Genomic DNA, 19,599 nt, shown 5'->3' with positions numbered 1-19,599 from the left:
GGGGTATCCTTGCTTAATCAGCCTAGAAGGAGAAATCAATGAAATTTATTTTTGCCTAACAAAAAATAGATATTCACTTAGAATATCTATCTTTATTATTAAGAAAGTTTTATATATAAGAATTACTTAGCATAACCAACTTGGTACCATAATTGGTGACCGTTGTTGTTTTGTGATGGCTTAGTTGAGAAGCCGGTAATCTTATTGTTCACTGCAGTAACAGTGTACGCATTACTTGTTGGAACAACATAAGCTTCATCATTCATGTATTGTTGCCATTCATGGAACTTGTCAACACGATACTTGTGGTTAAATGACTTTTGTGAATCCATTTCATCAAGTAACTTGTTATTCTTGCTGGTTACGAAACGGCTGTAGTTCATTGGAGAAGTTTCACCGTACATGCTTGCTTGTGATGGTTCAGAAGCCAAGTTCCAACCAGCTAAGAACATATCTACTGATGGATCATCATTTTGAACCTTGTCGTAGAATGAGTTAGCTTCAGTCAAACGACCACCAGTTAAGGAGACATTTAAGCCTAACTTATGCCATTGTTGGATGTAATTTTGAATAATTGGTTCTTGAGTTGAGTTACCACTCATAGCAAGAAGCTTAATCTTAAGAGGCTTACCGTTAGGTTGGACACGCCACTTACCTTTCTTCTTGTAGCTAGCCTTATCCAAAATTTGGTTAGCTTTCTTTAAGTTGTAGCTATAACCTTTCACGCTACTGTCGTGATAGTCACCAAATTGAGCTGGAATTAAAGTCTTAACTGGGAAACTTAAACCTTGAGTATAACGCTTATCAACAGCTGCAACATTCATACCATAAGCAATAGCTTGACGTAAGGACTTATTGTTCATCTTAGAACTCTTGTCCATTACGTTTACACCTTTCTTGGCATCCCATTTACCAACCTTAAAGGCCAAGTAATTATATGATAACGGAATTTGAGCTACGAAGTTAACACTCTTAGTATCTTTTACTTGATTCCATTGTGAATTTATAACTTGTGCAATATCAAATTTATGGCTCTTAATCGCTTGTGAAGCTGAATTCGGTGAAACAACTTGAACTGTAACCTTGTTTAGCTTTGGTTTACCACGCCAGTAATATTTATTTGGTACATAGGTTACTGATTGACCACGAACGATCTTAGAAACTTTAAATGGACCAAAAGTTAATGGGCGTTTTCTGATTTGATCAGATGATTGAAGTTTGTTAAATGGAATATCCTTCAAGTAGTGGTATGGAGCAGCAGCTTCCCGGAAGTAGCCGTTACCACTATAGTACATACCTGGCTTCATTTCTTTGAAGTGAATGACAATAGTTCTACCATTTTCACCATCTGGCATTTCAATACCCGAAATCTTGTTAGCTTTGCCTTCGTGGTATTCTTTCATACCTTCAATTTCTTCAAGTTGGCTACTGTATCTTTGAGCTTGTGTCTTCTTGTTGGCTAAAATTTCATATGGATATTCCAAGTCTTTAGCATTTACTTGTTTACCATCAGCCCACTTAACACCTTTTTTAACCGTGATAGTAACGGTCTTATTAGCACGGTCGAGCTTCATAGTAGCGGCACCTTTATTATTAATCTTGTAATGATCATCAGTATCAAAAAGTGATTCGTTACCAGGTGCAGCTGCTGCTGAGTCACTAGAAACAGTTTGAAGTTCATCTGAGAAAATACCAGTAAATGGTGTATCAGATTCAAGGGCAACGTTTACAGTTCCACCTTGCTTGGCAGCCTTCTTAGGAGTTGCTGCTGGAAACTTCTTAGCGTCATTAGCACCAGAATTATCGTTGCCACTCTTACCACAAGCAACTAAAGCTAAAGCTGCAGCAGTTACTACACCAACTGAGCCTAATAATTTAGATTTTTTCATGTTTTTATTCCCCCAATATTTTTTTGGAACAAACTATGTTTTTTATGTTCTGAAATCAAGTTAATGATTAAATCTTAACACTAATTATTAAAAATGCAACTGCTTTATGAGAGCATTTTTAATATTTATGTTATTTTCATACAAGTAAAAAGCCATTATTCCAAAGAATAACAGCTCTTTCTCAAAATATTTAATTTTCACGTTGTCTTGCATCCCCAGCGCGTTGCAAAGCACGTCCGACATAGTTAATACTTAATGAAATTACTAACAAAAGTACTGTAGCTGGAAGCCATAACCATGGACGGTTAACAACGTTTACAGGGTCATTAGCAAATCCAATCAATGTACCAAGGGATGGGGTAGTAGTCGGTAACCCATATCCTAAGAAGGATAATGAAGTTTCAATCCCAATATTACCTGCAACAGTTAAAACAACATCAATAATAATCATTGAAGTAATGTTTGGTAAAACTTCACGGAACATGATTTGTAAATCACTTGATCCTGAAGTCTTTGAAGCCAAAACATAATCACGATCACGTTGTGATAAAACAAAGGATCTGTAGTAACGAGCAGTTGTCGTCCAGTAGAACATTGACATCAGCCAAACTAAAGTTACAGCATTATAGTTAGGAATAACCGTAGTTAAAACAATAATGATTGGGAATTGTGGCAAAATCTGAACGAAGTCCACAATTCTCATGATAATTGAATCAATCCCACCACCGTAGTAACCAGATACAAGTCCTACTACTAAACCAATGACTTCAGTGATAACAGTAACAGAAACACCAATCAAGATAGAGTTACGTCCACCCATGATTAATAATTTCAGAATATCACGTCCACCATCGTCAGTTCCTAAGAGGTGACCTGCTTCACCCCAACCATAGTAAGCATCTGCAATATTAATTTCTGTAATTTGTGACTTATTTAAAAATAGCGATCCACCAAAAGTAAAGATCAAAATTAATACAATAATGATAAAGGCAGTAAAAGCAACTTTATCATGGAATACTTCTCGCATTACTACCTTGAATCCAGAAGGTGGAAGAGAAGCCTTTGGCTTTTCATTTTTTACTGTTTCATTTTTCTTGTTTTCTTTCTCAGCCATTGTCTCTACCTCCTTACTGAATTCTAATACGTGGGTCGATAATACTCATAATGATATCGGATAACAAGTTACCAATTAAGGTTAAAATACCAAAAATCAAAATAAGTGCAGTCAACGTCGTGTAATCACGTTGACCAATAGAATCTAGGAAAAGTTTCCCCATTCCTGGGTAACTAAATACTGTTTCAATAATCATTGAACCACTAAGAAGCCCAGTAATTGTATTACCAAAGAAGGCAGCGATTGGTAAAAGTGAGTTTCTTAAAATATGTTTATGGAAGACCACATTTTCTGGAACCCCTTTACTACGAGCAGTTCTTACGTAATCTTCAACCTTGTTATCAACAATTCCAGTTCTCAAGTATTGAACTGTGGCAGTCGTCGTAATCAAAGCATACAAGATAGCTGGTAAAATCATATGATCTAACCTACTCCACAGTACTCCCCAAAAGCCAGTCGCACTAGCTGAAACGGAACCTGAAATTGGGAACCAACCTAAAGTAAAACCAAACAACCACAAACCTAAAATGTAGAATACAAATCCAGGAGTAGCAAAAGTAATGTAGTTAAAAATTTGAACTGCTTGATCTTGCCATTGATCTTGGTGACGACCTGCTGTAATTCCTAAAGGAATCGCAATTGCATAAGTTAAGATGGTGGTCAAAAGTGATAGCCAGAAAGTATTAACTGCACGGTCAGCAATCAATGAAGTTACTGGTACGTGCTGAATATAACTTTGCCCCAAATCGCCATGGAACAAATTTCCAATCCATCGACAATACTGAACCCATACAGGGTCATTTAAACCTGCGGCTTGTCTTAAAGCGGCAATTTGCTTAGGGTCCGTATTAGGGTTAATTGATCCACTAAATGGATCCCCTGGCATCATTTTAGCTAGTAAGAAAACCAAGATACTCAAAATAATCAATTGAGGGATCATGATCAACAAACGCCGTAAAATCGTTTTCCACATGTTTAATCACTCTCCTTTTCTTCTCGTTCTTCTAACTTCGCTTCTTGTACTTCACTCTCAGGGATAGCTACCCAGTGTTTTGGTGCAATTTGCTTTAATGGAAATACACGGCCATCTTTGTCATACCATTTACTTTGATTTTCTTCAAACTCTTTTTCAACTGCTTCACGGTGAGCTTTATGCTCAGCGCGATGATCAACATTAACTTCCGGAATAGCTGAAAGAAGCCGTTTAGTATAAATATGAATTGGGTGCTTATAAATTTCTTCTCTACTTCCAAGTTCGACTAAACGTCCCCGGTGCATAATAGCTAAGTTTTCAGACATATGCTTAACTACACCCAAATCATGAGAAATAAACAAATATGCAATATTATATTCTTGCTGAATATGCTTCATAAAGTTTAATACTTGAGCTTGAACAGATAAATCTAATGCACTAGTTGGTTCATCAGCCACAATTAATTTTGGATTAGTAGCAACTGCACGCGCTACCCCAATTCTTTGACGTTGCCCACCAGAAAATTCATGTGGATATTTATAAATTGCATCACTCGGCATCCCTACAATATCAAGCAAATCTTGAACACGGTCACGTTCTTGATCAGTAGTTAAATTTTCAAAATTCCGAATTGGTTCAGCAATAATGTCTTCAATTCTCTTTCGAGGATTCAAACTAGACATTGAATCCTGGAAAATCATCTGAACATCTTTATTATAGTTAAGGTGTCTTCTGTTAGCTGGTTTAGTGATATCCATATCTTTATAGATAATTTAACCGCCAGATACTTTTTCAACCCCAACAATTGCCTTACCGGTAGTAGATTTACCTGATCCAGATTCACCAATTAAGCCATAGGTTTCACCTTCGCCAATTGAGAAATTAATTCCATCAACTGCTCGAACATAATCAGTTACCCTATTCCAAAATCCCGACCGAATTGGATAATAGACCTTTAAATCTTTAATTTGTATTATTTCTTTAGCCATAAACTACTCCCCACTTGCTGCATTGACTGTTTTCTTGTCTTTGTCATCTTCAAAGTGGAACGTTTTCCAACAAGTACATCTTACCCAGTGACCCGGAGCTACTTCGTGAATTTTTGGATCTTTCTCATGCGCACTCGCTGGAATCCACGGAATTCTAGCAGCAAATCGATCCCCTTCACGAGGCATATTCTTTAAAGATGGAACTGTACCGTGAATTACGTGCAAATCTTCAGAATCATCATCACTTTGAGGCATAGAATTCAGCAATGATCTGGTATAAGGATGCAATGGATTTTTAAAAATTGTTTTTACATCGGCCTTTTCAACGATTTGACCAGCATACATAACGGCAACTTCATCAGCTGTTTCTGCTACAACCCCCAAATCGTGAGTAATCAAAATAATACCTGAATGGGATTGCTTTTGGATTTGTTGCAACAAATCCAAAATTTGAGCTTGAATAGTTACATCTAATGCAGTTGTTGGCTCATCTGCAATAATTACTTCTGGCTTACATGCAATTGCCATAGCGATTACTACACGCTGGCGCAACCCTCCAGATAATTCATGTGGATACATCTCGTACATTTCTTCAGGACGAGGCATCCCTACCTGATTAAACAATTCAATTACTCGGGCCTTACGTTGTTTTTCATTCATATCCGTGTGATAATACAAAGTTTCTGCAACCTGGTCTCCTACACGCATTAATGGATTTAAACTAGCTAACGGATCCTGGAAGATCATTCCAATCTTATCTCCACGAATCTTATTAAACAAAGATTCATTTAAACCCACTAAATTCAATTCATTATATAAAATATCGCCAGTGACTTTAGTATTCTTATGGTCATATAAACCAATAATACTTGAAGCAATCGTACTCTTACCACAGCCAGATTCACCTACAATGGCTAAAATCTCGTCGCGCTTTAGAGTCAGATTGACATCATCTGCAGCATCATAAAATTTCCCTTGCAAACGATATGCAGTATGCAAGTGCTGTATATCTAATAAGAGATCGCTCTGCTTCTCCAAAAGCCATTCCTCCATTTTTCAAAATATTAAAGTGTTTTAAACTTTCTTAATTTAATTTCTAATTATAAACACAAAACCGGCCCCATGCAAATGGAGGACCGGTCTTTTTTTATTAAAAACTAGCCTTGATGAGTCTTAACATAAGCAACTGCATCACCTACAGTTTTTATTTTTTCGGCTTCTTCATCAGGAATTTCTGCGCCAAATTCATCTTCAAGTTGTAAAATAAATTCAACTAAATCGATAGAATCCGCATCTAAATCATTAGTAAAATCAGTGTCTTTAGTAATCTTGTCTTGATCAATATCAAAGTTATCAGCAATCATTGCACTAATTTTGTTAAAAATTTCTTCTTCTGTCATATTTAATTCTCCTTTTTATTAGAAAAGTTTTGCTTAAATTCATCAATTAACTTTTCATCTAATATTTTATCAATTTGCTTAAGAGTGTAATAAATTGGTCTTTCGTTAGAACGACCATGGGTTTTGACTACAGGAGCATTGACTCCCATTAAAACTGCTCCCCCATGCTTAGCTGTATCATATTTAGACCGTAAATCTGAAACAGCATTTTTAATTAACAAAGCGCCAACCTTTGTCATTAGACCGTTGTTAAGTAAACTATCTTTTAAAGAGTGAAGCAAAACACTCGACATTCCTTCGATACTCTTTAAAGCAATGTTACCAGAAAAACCGTCAGTAGCTACCACATCCGCCTTTCCTGTCATTAATTCGTTACCTTCAATATTACCGATGAAATTTAAATCACTCTCTTTGAGTAATTTATAAGCTTCCTGATGAAGTTCATCACCTTTATCATCTTCAGCACCATTATTTAAAAGTGCAACTTTTGGATTTTCAACACCACGAATCTTTTTAGCATAATAGCTTGCCATTTGAGCCCATTCTAAAATATATTCGGGTTTAGATTTAGCATTTGCTCCAACATCAATAATATTATATCCACGATCAGAATTTTGAGCAGGTAAAGTTGGCATTAATCCTGGACGTGCAATTCCTTTAATTCTACCAATAATGAAAATTCCACACGCAAGAAGTGCTCCTGTATTACCTAAAGAAAACAAAGCATCGGCTTTTCCTTCTTTAACATAATTAGCTGCAACAACCATTGAAGAATCTTTTTTGCGACGAATTGCTCTTACTGGCTCATCTTCATCATTGATTACTTCTGTAGTAGGTACTACTTCCAATTGATCATTAATCTGATCTTTAGGGAGGAGCTTGCGAATTTCTTCTTTATCGCCAAATAAAATAAACCTAGTATCAGGTAATTCTGATTTTACTTTTAAAACACCATCAATTATTGCTTTAGGTGCATTTTCTCCACCCATTGCATCAATCGCAATTTTTTTCATAATAAATCATCACAATCTTTTTAGTCTCGATTTTGTTGTACTTCTTTATATTTTAACACCTGTTTTAAAAATTTATGACTAGAATTTGTTAAATTAGGATCTTCTTTAACCAAAATGCGAGCAACTTTTTGAGCAACAACTAGAGTATTGTAGTTATTTACTACATTGCCTACCCTAAATTCAGGCACACCTGATTGAGCTTTACCAAATAAATCCCCTTGGCCTCTCATTTTCAAATCTTCTTCGGCCAATTTAAAGCCATCGGAAATTTGCGCAATAATTTTCATTCTAGCCTTTCCAGATTCAGTTTTTGGATCAGCAACAAAATAACAGTAACTTTGTGTTTTTCCACGGCCAATTCTCCCTCTTAACTGATGGAGCTGGCTTAAGCCAAAACGATCAGCATTGTAAATTACCATCATGTTAGCATTAGGAACATCTACGCCCACTTCAATTACACTCGTCGTGACCAAAATATCGATTTTTTTATTGACAAAATCCGTCATAATTTCATCTTTTTGAGCACCAGACATTTGGCCATGCAACAAGACAACATTCTGATCTGGAAAATCATGCTTAAGTTTAGCATGAAGAGTCTCCGCATTTTTCAAATCAAGTACTTCTGATTCGGTAATCAAAGGCGTCACCGCATAGATTTGAAAACCAGCTTTTAATTGTTCATGCATTCTTTGATAAACTTCATCCATTTGACTGCTAGTTTTCCAATTGGAAATAATCGGCTTGCGCCCGGATGGAAGTTCATGGATTTCTGAAACTTGCATATCGCTATAAACCGTTAAAGCCAAAGTACGAGGAATTGGCGTTGCCGTCATAGCTAAAACATCAGGATTTTCTCCTTTATTAATCAGAGAACGCCTTTGCCCTACCCCAAAACGGTGCTGTTCATCAATAATAACCAACCCGAGCTTTTTAAAAATCACATTATTCTGAATCAAAGCGTGGGTGCCGATCACCACATTGATTGTACCGTCAGTTAATTCCCGATATATTTCACGTCTTTCTAAGGTTTTAGTATTTCCAGTCAAAAGCGCAACTCTTACTCCTAGAGGACGCAAAAGTTCGTCAATTTTTTTGAAATGTTGGGTCGCCAAAATTTCGGTTGGTACCATCAATGCTGCTTGATACCCCGCCGTAATTGCCGCATAAATCGCATAAACAGCTACAATGGTTTTCCCTGATCCTACATCCCCTTGAAGTAGGCGTCCCATTTGACGTGGTGAATGTATATCAGCAAAAATCTCGTTAATCACATGCTTTTGGTCATGAGAGAGCTCAAAAGGCAAGGATTTTGTTAATTTGGCTACTTCTTGCAAGTCATATTTTTTAGCAAATCCCTGTGACTGCTTAGAATTTTCATTCATTAAGAGCGCAAGCTGAATTTGAAAGAGATAGAATTCTCTAAAAATTGCACTCCTCTTTGCAATTTCAGCTTGAGAAATATTATTTGGTTTATGCATCCACTTCACTAAATCTTTATCAGAAAGCAAGCGATACTTTTGACGAATTTGCAGGGGAACAATGTCTTCAACATTTTCCAAATATTCATCTAAAGCTAATTTAATTAAACTAACCAGTTTTTTCTGATGAATATGTTTATTCACCGGATAAACTGGTGCTAAACCACTATCATTTTCTTTAGCAGCAACAAACTTAAAAGCTGATAAAGATTGTCTAGCTAAATTGTATTTTCCATAGATAGCCACATCTTTACCAATTTCAATTTTACTTTTTAACCAAGGCTGATTAAAAAAATTGACCATGACAACTTCATGGTCAATTCTTAATTTGAAACTTAGGCGCGTTTTTTTATAACCAAATCGACTAACAAAAGGTTCCGTTGCAACAATCCCTTTCAGCATTACCTTTTGACCATCCATGACTTGATCAAGTGGCATTGACTCTAATTCATCATAGCGAAAAGGAAAATAATATAGCAAATCATAAATACTGTATATTCCTAAGCTTCCAAGATCAGCTGCAGTCTTTGTCCCGACACCCTTTAAATCTGTCACCGGAGTAAATAACGCATTATTCATTTTTATTCAACTGAAACTAAGAAATTATAAACTGGTTGGCCACCATCATGAATTTCAAATTCAAGGTCATCATGACTGGCTTCCAACCTTTCAACTACTTGCTCTGCTTGAGACTTATTAGAATCACGACCATACATCAAAGTAACGATTTCTGAATCTTCATCTAACATCTTTTCGATCATTTCAACAGTCGCATTAATCAAATTTGGATTATCTATGCGAATACTGCCATCTACAATTCCCAAGTAATCATTCTTGTGAATCTCAATTTCATCAATCACAGTATCACGATTAGCTTGAGTTACCTCCCCAGAAACAACAGTATCAAGATCTTCAGTCATTGCTTCAACGTTTTCATCTACGGAAGCGTTTGGATCAAACGAAAGCATCGCAGTCAAACCTTGAGAAATTGTCTTAGTTGGCACAATCCCGACTGGAATATCACTTACTTCAGCTGCTTGCTTAGCTGCCATTACAATATTGCCGTTATTTGGCAAAATAATAGCTTGCTTAGCACCAGATTTTTTAATTGCATCTACAATATCTGCAGTAGATGGATTCATAGTTTGGCCACCAGAAATAATTCTATTGACGCCTTCGCTTTCAAACAACTTGCGAATTCCATTTCCTGAAGCCACTGCAATTACAGCAAAATCAACTGCTTCTTGCTTTTGTTCATCATTATCAACAATCGTTTCATGTTGGATACGCATGTTGTCAATCTTAATTTTACCTAGTTGACCAAATTGACTACCATATTGGAACACATCTCCAGGGTGTTCAGTATGAACGTGAACTTTAGCTACTTCACCATCAGAAACCGCAAGTAAAGAATCTCCCAAGTTAGATAAGTGTTCTCTAAACTTTTCTAATTCAAAAGGCTTTTTATTTGGTACGTCAGCAGTCAAATCAACCATGATTTCCGTACAGTAACCATTAGTAATATCTTGAGTAGCTAATTGACTTTGGACGGATTGGTGGTGCATGGCATTAATCATTTCGTCCATTTCAGTTTCATCGGGTTGATATTGATCTGCAAAGTTTTCTCCAAGAAGACCTTCTAAAAATCCTTCATAGATAAATAGTAATCCTTGACCACCAGAATCAACTACACCTACTTGCTTCAGAACTGGAAGTAAATCTGGCGTAGTCTTTAAGGCCTTTTTAGCTCCTTCAACGATTGCTTTCATAACTTCTTCAACGTCTCCAGTTTCGCTTGCCTTACTTGCACCTTCGGTTGCGGCAACACGAGCAACCGTCAGAATTGTACCTTCAACAGGCTTCATAACTGCCTTATAAGCAGTTGCAACTCCGTTTGAAAAAGCATTAGCTAATTCTTGGGCATTTAAAGTTTTCATGCCTTGAGTAGCCTTGTAGACTCCTCTAAACAATTGTGAAGTAATAACCCCACTGTTTCCACGCGCCCCCATTAACATCCCTTTAGCTAAGCTTTCAGTCAAATCTCCAACACTTGTGCTTGGATTTTCAGCAACTGCTTTAGCTCCGCTTTCGATGGTTAAATTCATGTTAGTACCAGTATCACCATCTGGAACGGGGAAAACATTCAAGGAATTAACAAATTCCGCATTTTTTCCCATTCGGTGAGTGGCTACACGAACCATATCTCTAAATTGTTTACTATCTATTTCTTTTAAAACCAATATTCTTAACCTCCGCTTGCGTTATTCGTCAAGTACCTTTACACCTTGTACAATAACATTAACCGATTTAGCATCAATCCCTAACTGATTCTTCAAATTGAATTTAACGCTATCTTGAACATTACGGCTAACTTCTGAAAGTTTCAAACCATATCCAACGATAATATAAACATCAACCGTAATCTTATTATCCTTTGACTTAACAACAACACCGCGCTTGTAATTAGCTCGATTAAGAATACCATCAAAGCCATCGCGAATGGCATTTTTTGAAGCCATTCCAACAACGCCGTAATTAGACGTAGCTGCACCACCAACAACAGTTGCAATTACTCCGTTTGAAATATCTATCAAACCATCTTTTGTTTTGATTTTAACAGCCATTTTTGTCCTCCGTCTCATTGTCTTAATATACGCATTTATTTTATCATAGTAATTCACTAAACGCTCATCAAAACTGATTTCAATAAAAAATACTTTTCTTATTGAAAAGAGTTCAAACATATGCTATCGTAATTAAGTATGAAAACACAAATAAAGGAGGTTTAGCAAATGGCAAAAGATTTTGTGACAGGTAAGAAGACTACTTTTGGTAACAAACGTTCACACGCATTGAATTCAGCTCGTCGTGCTTGGAAGCCAAACCTTCAAAAAGTTCGCATTCTTGTTGACGGTAAGCCAAAGCGCGTTTGGGTTTCAACCAAGACTTTGAAGTCTGGTAAAGTAACTCGTGTCTAGTAATTGACCAAACCCTCCTAGATGAATTTCTGAAGGGTTTTTATTATGCAAAAAGCATCCCAATTAGGGATGCTTTTTTATCTTTCGGTATTATTGTGAATATCGTCGGCAGGAATTTCATCAGCCATTCTTTCGTCCAAAGGTGTGTAAGCATAATCGGTAATCATCTCACCTAATTTAGTTGGCATACCTAAATCTTGTTGCAAAATATTGGTATCATCACCTGCAATACTAGCAATAGTCCTCTTCTTCTTTTTATCATAAACATCTACTTGATGATGCTTTTCCTTTTCCGCATCTCTGTGAAGACGAGCTTCATAACGGCCATTATCAAAGTCTGCGATATCTTTTTCAAAATCTGTATATTTCATAGTCTTGACCTCTTTTGTATAATCATACCTTACTTCTATTTTACTCATTTTTTCCAAAAATAAAAAAGAATTTGAGCCCAATCTCAAATTCTTTTTACATTCTCAAATTCTTTTTACATTATGGAAGCGATCAATATCCTTAGAGAAAATTACCCCAATTGTCCCCTTTTCAAAATCTAATTCAAAAAAAGATTGATCTCTTCTAAATTCATTGGAAGAAAAAACCTGCTGATAATCACTGGAAAAGTTTTTTAATTCATATCTCGCCTTCAAAATATTTAAATTTTTCACCGGTGTTAAATTCCAAATTCCAAAATAAAAATATTCTGGAGCCTTTTTAATTAGATGCTTTCCTGGATTATAAAATCTAATTTCATTTTGCTTATCGATTAAAGTAACTTTTTCAATAAATTTTCTAACCCTAGGTCTGAGCATCATTAACAAATTAACTAAATAATGGTCTATGCGACCACCAGTTGCGCCTAAAATAGTAAGATTATCAACGTGATAATCCTCAAAAGCAACTTTAATCATTAGCTCGGAATCAGTCAGATCCTTGATAGGATTAGAATATCGAATATCAGGAACAGAACTTTCAAGCTCAGCTAATTCAAATCTTTTAAGCGAATCAAAATCTCCAATCGCCAAATCAGGAGTGATTCCCAATTCATTTAATAGCAGGCTTCCCCGATCTACCCCAATAATTAAATTTCCAGCTTTTCTTGCTTCTAAAAATCTCTCTCTAATATCATTGGGCCAATTTCCTTCTGGAGCACCTAAAAGTGCGTAAGCTTTCATTTTACAATCTCACTTAGTTTATTAACTTGAGCGCCAATATCGCCGCTACCAAAAATATAAGAGCCTGCCACAAAGATTTCTGCGCCTGCATTCTTAGCAATTAGGGCAGTTTCCGCATTTATTCCGCCATCCACTTCAATCTTAATTTTAGGATTTAATTGATCTAAAAGTTCTCGAGCCCGACTAATTTTTTCATCAGAACCTTCAAGAAATTTTTGTCCACCAAATCCTGGATAAACGGTCATTAAAAGCACTTGATCAAGTTTAGAATAAAAACGTTTAAGCACTTCAACGGGAGTATCTGGATTAAGAACCAGGCCGGTTTTTACACCATTAGACTTCAAATAATCAAGCCAGTAATTTACTTCTTCTTCACTCATTGCCTCATAATGAATTTCGATGAGATCGGCACCAGCCTTTACAAACTCCGGAACTAAAACCTTAGGTGCATCACTCATTAGATGAATTTCGGCATCTGTCATTGGAAATTCACGTTTAAAATCACTAACTAATTCTGGTCCAAAAGAAAGGTTAGGTACAAAATGACCATCCATAATATCAATATGGAAACGACCTATTCCAGCTTCCACAGCTTTTTTTATACCATTTTTTAGATTTAAATTATCTGCATTCAAAATTGACGGTGCAATCATCTGGAACCCTCCAACTTATTTTAAATACTCTGGAATCCGACCTTCGCTGATTTCAGTTCTCATAGCTAAATAGTCATCATATCGACTTTGTTTAATTTTACCTTCTTTAAGAAGCAATTTAACTTCACAACCAGGTTCTTTTAAATGTTGACACCCTCTAAACTTACACTTTACACTGGCTTTTTTAAATTCAACAAAATAATTACACAATTCGTTCAATTTAATTGGGGTAAGATCAATTGAAGAGAATCCAGGCGTATCAGCTAAAAAGCCCTCTCCAAGTGAAAACAATTGTACTTGACGAGTAGTATGCTTTCCTCGATTTAAACTCATTGAAATTGCGCCTGTTAATTGATTAGCGTCTTTTTTAAGCTTATTAAGTAAAGTTGACTTTCCAGCCCCCGATTGACCAGCTAAAGTCCAAATTTCACCCTTTTTAATTGTTTGAATAATCTTTTCTACATCTTGAGCTTCATAAAAAACTGGATACCCTATTTTTTGATAATAAGCCAAGTCTGTCTTGATTTTTTCTAATTGCTCTTTGGAAATTAAATCACTTTTTGACAGATAGATACTAACATTAACACCTTGCCAAGAAAAGAAAGTTAAGAAACGGTCAAGTAATTGTAATGAAAAATCTGGTTGGACCGCAGAAATTACTAACAAAACATGGCTCACATTAGCTACGGCTGGACGTCCAATCCGATTAATTCGCGGAAGAATTTTAACTAAATAACTAGTCCCCTTTTCATCAACTTGAACTTCAACATGATCTCCAACAGCAGGTTTTTGCTTTTTTTGTCGAAAAACTCCACGTGCTCTTGTTCTAACTCGTTGCCCCGATGTTAATTCCACATCATAAAAGCCAGCTATTAAGCCAACAACAGTTCCTTCCTCAGTTTTTGTCATTTAGTTACCTTCTCATTTAATATTGTCTGTCCATCACGAACAACTCTCAATTCTCCGCTTCCATTTTTCAAACTAAATGGAATAGAGAAACTCATATCTCGTTTAATATATAAATCTCGATAAATATTACTTAAAGAATGATCATCATCTTTAATATAAATTTGAACGTGATTTCCTTTGTCCAATTCTTTTTCATTATGATTATCTGTATCCTCTTTAAGAGTTTTAGGAGGTGCATAATCTACTGTAAAGTTTTTAGTAATATTAGTTTCTGTATTCTTTTCTTTTTCACCTTTAGAAACACTAATTGTAATGGTTGAACCCTTTTCAACTTTAGTACCAGGATTCGGGCTCATAGCCATAATCATCCCTTTTTCTACATTTTGAGAATATTTTTCAGAAATTTGAAGGGTCAAACCATTTTCTTTAGCATAATCTTGAGCACCCTTTAAAGAATAGTTCTTCAAATTTTTCAACTTAATCATGTTTGGCTTGGGTTTGGGGGGCTGGCCTTTTGAGACAATCAAAGTAATTGTCGTCTGTTTAGGCTTCACTTCTACATCCGCTGCGATACTTTGATCAATCACATGATCTGGAGAAACAGTATTAGAAATTTGATTTTCTCGTACTACATCAAATCCCATATCCTGCAATTTATCTACGGCAGCTTCATAAGTTTGCCCCGTTACATCAGGAACCTTAGCCATTCCGGCGCCATTTGAGATAATTAAATCTACGCTTTTGCCTCTAGTAATCGAATTGCCAGAATTTGGTTTAGTATTTATTACGCGTCCCGCATCAATACTATCTGAATTTCGATGGTGAATTTTGCCTAATTCTAATCCCGATTTTTCAAGTCGATTTTCAGCAGATTCTTCTGTCAAATTAGTAACATCTGGAATCCTCACAGTGCCTTGAGCTGCTTTATTGGCACTATTCTTTGCATCCAGAGCAAATACCATCATACACACAATTAAAATTGCGACAATTCCTACAAAAATCCACCACCATTTATGTTTTTTTAAAGTAGCTAAAAATGATCCTTTCTTTGGATTTTCTTGAGGATCCGGATCAGCAGGCGGCTTAGGATTTTCAGGTGGGTCATCATTCCCATCATCTTTTTTCACTGAGTTAAAGGCCGGTAAAATAATCGTCTTATCATTATTAACACCATGATCAGGTATAAATACTGGCTCATCTCCGCGATTTTTATCTAAACTAGTATCAAGATCATTTTTCATTTCCTGAGCTGACTCATAGCGGTCGCGTGGATCCTTTGCTGTTGCTTTTAAAACCACATTTTCCAAAGCTTGGGGTACTTCAGGATCTTTTTCTCTAATTGATGGAATCTCTTCTTGAACATGTTTTAAAGCAATTGAGACGGGGGTATCCCCATTAAAAGGCACTTTTCCCGTAATCAGTTCATATAAGATAATCCCAACGGAATATATATCCGATTGTTTAGTAACTAATCCTCCCCGCGTTTGTTCGGGAGACATGTAATGTACAGATCCCATGACAGAGTTAGTTTGAGTAATCGAACTTTGATTTAGAGCTACGGCTATCCCAAAGTCCGCGATTTTGATATTTCCTCGTTTATCCATCAAAATATTCTGGGGCTTTAAATCTCTATGAATAACATTATGTTTATGAGCTAATGCTACCGCACTCAAAATCTGATCCATAATCCGGATAACTTCATGCAAATCTAACGGTGAATTTTCCCGAATATAATCTTTTAAATCAGGCCCATCCACATATTCCATTACCATATAAGGCAAGCCATGATCAGTTCCGACATCAAGGACCGATACGATGTTTGGATGACTCAATTCACTCGTCGCTAAGGCTTCTCGTTGAAATCTAGCTAAGATTTGTGATTCTTTTTGAAGATCCAATCTTAACACTTTAACGGCTACTTTTCGCTGCAAGATAATATCCTCAGCTAAATATACATTAGCCATCCCACCTTCACCAAGGGTATCCAGTATTCGATAGCGTTCACCAAGCAAATAACCTTTATCGATCACTTACTTCCTTCCCCCTTGTTCCAAACCAAGCATACCGTGATGTTATCACCACCACCTAAACGATTTGCTTCATTAATTAACTTATTGCATCGATCTTTTAAGCTTAGTTCTTTGGTTGCCAAAATTTGCTGAATCTGTGGATCACTTAAGGAATTAGTTAATCCATCTGTACACAGTAAAATGATGTCATTTTCGTTTAAAGCAACATTTCGAAATTCAGGATCAATTGTGCTAGAAACGCCTAAAGCCTGGGTAATAATATTTTTTTGAGGATGATGTTTTGCTTGTTCTTTGGTAATTTGACCCATTTTAACTAGTTCATTAACTAAGGAATGATCTTCAGTTAGTTGAGTAAAATGACCATCGGCATAAATATATGCTCGTGAATCACCTAAATGTGCAATTAAAGCTGTATCTTTAAAGGCAAAAGCTAAAACAATTGTCGTTCCCATCCCATTCAAATCTGGAAAACGATCCGCAGTCTTTAAAATTGTTTCATTTTCGGACTTCAACTGAACTTCAATCCATTTATGAGCACTATTTGTATCTGTAAAATCTGTTGATTCAAAATTATGCCCTAAATGACTTACCGCCATCGTTGATGCTACATCCCCTCCTTGATGGCCCCCCATACCATCACACACAATTGCCAATGTAGTATCGCTTTTATTTTTAAATACTTTTACAAAGTCTTGGTTGCTTTTACGTATTCTACCAATACTTGAAGCAAATGCTGTTTCAATCAAAATTTAACCTCGTAATTTAAACTTAGCAATAAAAAAGCCATCGCTGCCATAACTATCTGGTAAAATTTTTAGCATTCCATTACTAGTTAAGTTGCCTGCCTTAAACTTTGAAAGTTCAAAGTTAGGATGACTCTTCAAAAATTTTTCAACTACTTCTTCATTTTCTTGAATAGAGATACTGCAAGTAGAATAAACCAATTCTCCATTTTGAGCTAATAATCCACTTACATGCTCTAAAATATCAAGCTGAATTTTTTGCAGATTAACTAAATCTTGCTTGGTTTTACTATAGCGTATTTCAGGTTTTCTTCTTAATAATCCTAACCCTGAACAAGGAGCATCTACCAGTATTTTAGCAAACTCTCCTTTTGAAAAACACTCATCAGCTTTCCGGGCATCAATAGCTTTAGTAGAAACCTTATCTGCAACATCCATTCTCTCCGCATTTTGGTGAACAAGATTGAGCTTTTTCTTATGAATATCCAATGCAGTAACATGTCCTGTAGGAAGATGTTCTGCAATCTGGACTGTTTTTCCTCCGGGAGCACTGCAAGCATCTAAAACTTCCTCGTCTCCCTTAAAATCAAAGGCCTCTACTACTAAACTAGCAGCTTCATCCTGAACCGTTAATTTTCCTTCTTTAAATAATGAAGTATCTACAATTCCTCCATGACTTAAGATTACACTATCAGAAGCCAAGGCAGAAGGTTCCGGATTAAATCCTAATTTCTTTAATTGGAAAAATGTTTGCTTTTGATCTTTCAAAGCTAATCTCACACTATTTTTTGCTGGTTGATTTAGACTAATCAACATTTTTTCAGTCTTTTTAAGTCCCCAGTTTTTAATAAAATATTCAACTAGCCATTTTGGAAAACTTTCTTTTACACTTAAATATTCAACTTCATCCTTTTTATTTGGTAAAACTTCTCCACGACGTACAAAGGCTCTTAAAATTCCGTTAACAATTCTATACCCCGCAGAATGGTGTTTACCAAACTTCTTAGCTAGTTTGTTAGCCTCGTCAAGAACTGCACGAGTAGGAATTTTATCCAAAAATTGGATTTGATAAATCGACATTAAAAGAAGAGGTTCCAAATAGTTTTCAGTAAGCTTAGTCTTCACCAAGCCTTTTAATTGATATTTCAAATAAATCTTATATTGAATCGTTCCATAAACCAAATTAGTAGCTAAATTTTGATCAGCAACTGAAAGCTTGGCTTGACGTAAATTATTATTCAAACTTAAGTTTGAATATGATTTATTTTGCAAGACGCTCATTAAAGTTTCTAGAGCAATTGAACGTGCTGTTTTAGTCATCGATAATCTTTTCTCCTACCGTAAATTTACTTGCTTGACCATTTAAGAAACTTTGAATTGGCATTTTCTTTTTACCAGCAGGTTGTACTTCAAGGAGATTAAGAACCGTATTATTAGCAAAACTAATCGAGAAACGGCCCTTATTTTCAACTAAACTTCCAGCCTCTAAATCCGTACTTTCATCAGCCACTTCTGCCTTCCAAACCTTAAATCTCTTGCCATTTACCATCATATAAGCACCCGGATCTGGATTAAGACCACGTAATAAATTGTTAGCTTCTTTGGCAGTCATTTTAGAAGTAATGCGTTCTTGATCTTTAGTAATATTGGGAGAGAAGACCACCTTTTCTTCATCCTGAGCCACTTTTTGAACACTTCCATCACTAATTTTAGGGAGTGTTTCAAGTAATAAGTCACGACCTAAGTAAGATAGTTTTTCAAATAAGCTCCCAGCAGTATCTTCAGGTTCAATTTCAATTGCCTGTTGAGCATAAATATCACCTGCGTCCATCTTTTTAACCATTTCCATAATAGTAATGCCTGTTTCCTTATCTCCATTAATCAAAGAGTATTGAATTGGAGCGCCTCCACGATATTTTGGAAGCAAGGAACCATGAACATTTACTGCAGCAATTTTAGCGGAATTCAAAAACTTAGTTGGTAAGAATTGCCCGTAAGCAGCCGTCACTATAAAATCTGCATTCATAGCAATTAATTCGTCTAACTCACTAGAACCAGATAATTTAACTGGTTGATAAACTGGGATATCCAGTTCTTCTGCCGCAATTTTAGCAGGTGTCTCAGTGATTTTTTGTTTCCGTCCTACTTTTTTATCTGGTTGAGTTACTACTGCTTTTACCTCATAACCTTTTTCAACTAATCCCTTTAAAACTGGTACTGAAAAGTCTGGGGTTCCCATAAAAATTATTGATGTCATTCCA

At 35.9% G+C, this 19,599-nt stretch carries 18 protein-coding genes and 1 pseudogene; 1 reads left to right on the top strand and 18 read right to left on the bottom strand.

Going from position 1 to position 19,599, the window contains the following annotated elements; all coding sequences use genetic code 11:
- Positions 1–122: 122 nt before the first annotated feature.
- The 10 genes and pseudogenes from KBW87_RS03325 to KBW87_RS03280 form a co-directional block, all read right to left on the bottom strand.
- Positions 123–1,889 (bottom strand): oligopeptide ABC transporter substrate-binding protein, encoded by a 1,767-nt coding sequence (locus KBW87_RS03325; protein WP_057810076.1) that lies wholly within the window; start codon positions 1,887–1,889, stop codon positions 123–125.
- A gap of 190 nt (positions 1,890–2,079) precedes the next feature.
- Positions 2,080–3,003, bottom strand: coding sequence for an ABC transporter permease (locus KBW87_RS03320; protein WP_057810074.1), 924 nt, complete (start codon positions 3,001–3,003; stop codon positions 2,080–2,082).
- A 13-nt stretch (positions 3,004–3,016) separates the two neighbouring features.
- Positions 3,017–3,976: an oligopeptide ABC transporter permease gene (opp4B, locus tag KBW87_RS03315; RefSeq protein ID WP_004046472.1), complete on the bottom strand. Its 960-nt coding sequence runs from the start codon at positions 3,974–3,976 to the stop codon at positions 3,017–3,019.
- Positions 3,977–3,978: 2 nt separating this feature from the next.
- Positions 3,979–4,965, bottom strand: a pseudogene (locus KBW87_RS03310) (ATP-binding cassette domain-containing protein).
- Positions 4,966–4,968: 3 nt separating this feature from the next.
- On the bottom strand, positions 4,969–6,003 hold the full coding sequence (locus KBW87_RS03305) for an ABC transporter ATP-binding protein (RefSeq protein ID WP_004046476.1): 1,035 nt from the start codon (positions 6,001–6,003) through the stop codon (positions 4,969–4,971).
- A 119-nt stretch (positions 6,004–6,122) separates the two neighbouring features.
- Positions 6,123–6,365, bottom strand: coding sequence for an acyl carrier protein (gene acpP, locus KBW87_RS03300; RefSeq protein WP_057810072.1), 243 nt, complete (start codon positions 6,363–6,365; stop codon positions 6,123–6,125).
- A 2-nt stretch (positions 6,366–6,367) separates the two neighbouring features.
- A complete protein-coding gene (gene plsX, locus KBW87_RS03295; protein WP_057810070.1) occupies positions 6,368–7,378 on the bottom strand; it encodes a phosphate acyltransferase PlsX in 1,011 nt (336 codons plus the stop codon).
- A gap of 20 nt (positions 7,379–7,398) precedes the next feature.
- The gene (gene recG, locus KBW87_RS03290) at positions 7,399–9,435 is read right to left on the bottom strand and encodes an ATP-dependent DNA helicase RecG (protein ID WP_057810068.1); all 2,037 of its coding nucleotides are present in this window, start codon (positions 9,433–9,435) and stop codon (positions 7,399–7,401) included.
- A 2-nt stretch (positions 9,436–9,437) separates the two neighbouring features.
- Entirely contained in the window at positions 9,438–11,096 is a 1,659-nt protein-coding gene (locus tag KBW87_RS03285; RefSeq protein ID WP_057810065.1) for a DAK2 domain-containing protein, read from the bottom strand.
- Positions 11,097–11,117: 21 nt separating this feature from the next.
- Positions 11,118–11,480 carry an Asp23/Gls24 family envelope stress response protein gene (locus tag KBW87_RS03280; protein WP_004046485.1) on the bottom strand — a complete coding sequence of 121 codons (363 nt, stop codon included), beginning with the start codon at positions 11,478–11,480 and terminating at the stop codon, positions 11,118–11,120.
- Positions 11,481–11,648: 168 nt separating this feature from the next.
- On the opposite strand from KBW87_RS03280, the gene rpmB reads away from it, so the two are divergent.
- On the top strand, positions 11,649–11,834 hold the full coding sequence (gene rpmB / locus KBW87_RS03275; protein ID WP_004046488.1) for a 50S ribosomal protein L28: 186 nt from the start codon (positions 11,649–11,651) through the stop codon (positions 11,832–11,834).
- A gap of 77 nt (positions 11,835–11,911) precedes the next feature.
- Here rpmB and KBW87_RS03270 read toward each other — a convergent pair whose 3' ends face one another.
- From KBW87_RS03270 to fmt, 8 genes are all read right to left on the bottom strand, one after another.
- Positions 11,912–12,205 carry a hypothetical protein gene (locus tag KBW87_RS03270; protein WP_004046490.1) on the bottom strand — a complete coding sequence of 98 codons (294 nt, stop codon included), beginning with the start codon at positions 12,203–12,205 and terminating at the stop codon, positions 11,912–11,914.
- Between the two features lie 102 nt (positions 12,206–12,307).
- The gene (locus KBW87_RS03265; protein WP_057810063.1) at positions 12,308–13,003 is read right to left on the bottom strand and encodes a thiamine diphosphokinase; all 696 of its coding nucleotides are present in this window, start codon (positions 13,001–13,003) and stop codon (positions 12,308–12,310) included.
- Positions 13,000–13,656, bottom strand: coding sequence for a ribulose-phosphate 3-epimerase (rpe, locus tag KBW87_RS03260; protein ID WP_057810061.1), 657 nt, complete (start codon positions 13,654–13,656; stop codon positions 13,000–13,002). Before rpe ends, KBW87_RS03265 begins: the two co-directional genes overlap by 4 nt.
- A gap of 15 nt (positions 13,657–13,671) precedes the next feature.
- The gene (rsgA, locus tag KBW87_RS03255; protein WP_057810058.1) at positions 13,672–14,565 is read right to left on the bottom strand and encodes a ribosome small subunit-dependent GTPase A; all 894 of its coding nucleotides are present in this window, start codon (positions 14,563–14,565) and stop codon (positions 13,672–13,674) included.
- Positions 14,562–16,595 carry a Stk1 family PASTA domain-containing Ser/Thr kinase gene (pknB, locus tag KBW87_RS03250; protein ID WP_057810057.1) on the bottom strand — a complete coding sequence of 678 codons (2,034 nt, stop codon included), beginning with the start codon at positions 16,593–16,595 and terminating at the stop codon, positions 14,562–14,564. The genes rsgA and pknB overlap by 4 nt, the downstream gene beginning before the upstream one ends.
- Positions 16,592–17,341 carry a Stp1/IreP family PP2C-type Ser/Thr phosphatase gene (locus KBW87_RS03245; protein ID WP_004046503.1) on the bottom strand — a complete coding sequence of 250 codons (750 nt, stop codon included), beginning with the start codon at positions 17,339–17,341 and terminating at the stop codon, positions 16,592–16,594. Before KBW87_RS03245 ends, pknB begins: the two co-directional genes overlap by 4 nt.
- Before the next feature lie 3 nt (positions 17,342–17,344).
- Positions 17,345–18,658, bottom strand: a complete 1,314-nt coding sequence (gene rsmB, locus KBW87_RS03240; protein ID WP_057810055.1) for a 16S rRNA (cytosine(967)-C(5))-methyltransferase RsmB — start codon at positions 18,656–18,658, stop codon at positions 17,345–17,347.
- Positions 18,651–19,595 (bottom strand): methionyl-tRNA formyltransferase, encoded by a 945-nt coding sequence (gene fmt / locus KBW87_RS03235; RefSeq protein ID WP_057810052.1) that lies wholly within the window; start codon positions 19,593–19,595, stop codon positions 18,651–18,653. Before fmt ends, rsmB begins: the two co-directional genes overlap by 8 nt.
- Between the last annotated feature and the right edge of the window lie 4 nt (positions 19,596–19,599).

The organism is Lactobacillus intestinalis, assembly GCF_024397795.1.
Taxonomy (GTDB): Bacteria; Bacillota; Bacilli; order Lactobacillales; family Lactobacillaceae; genus Lactobacillus; species Lactobacillus intestinalis.
This window is presented reverse-complemented; position numbering and strand designations above follow the sequence as displayed.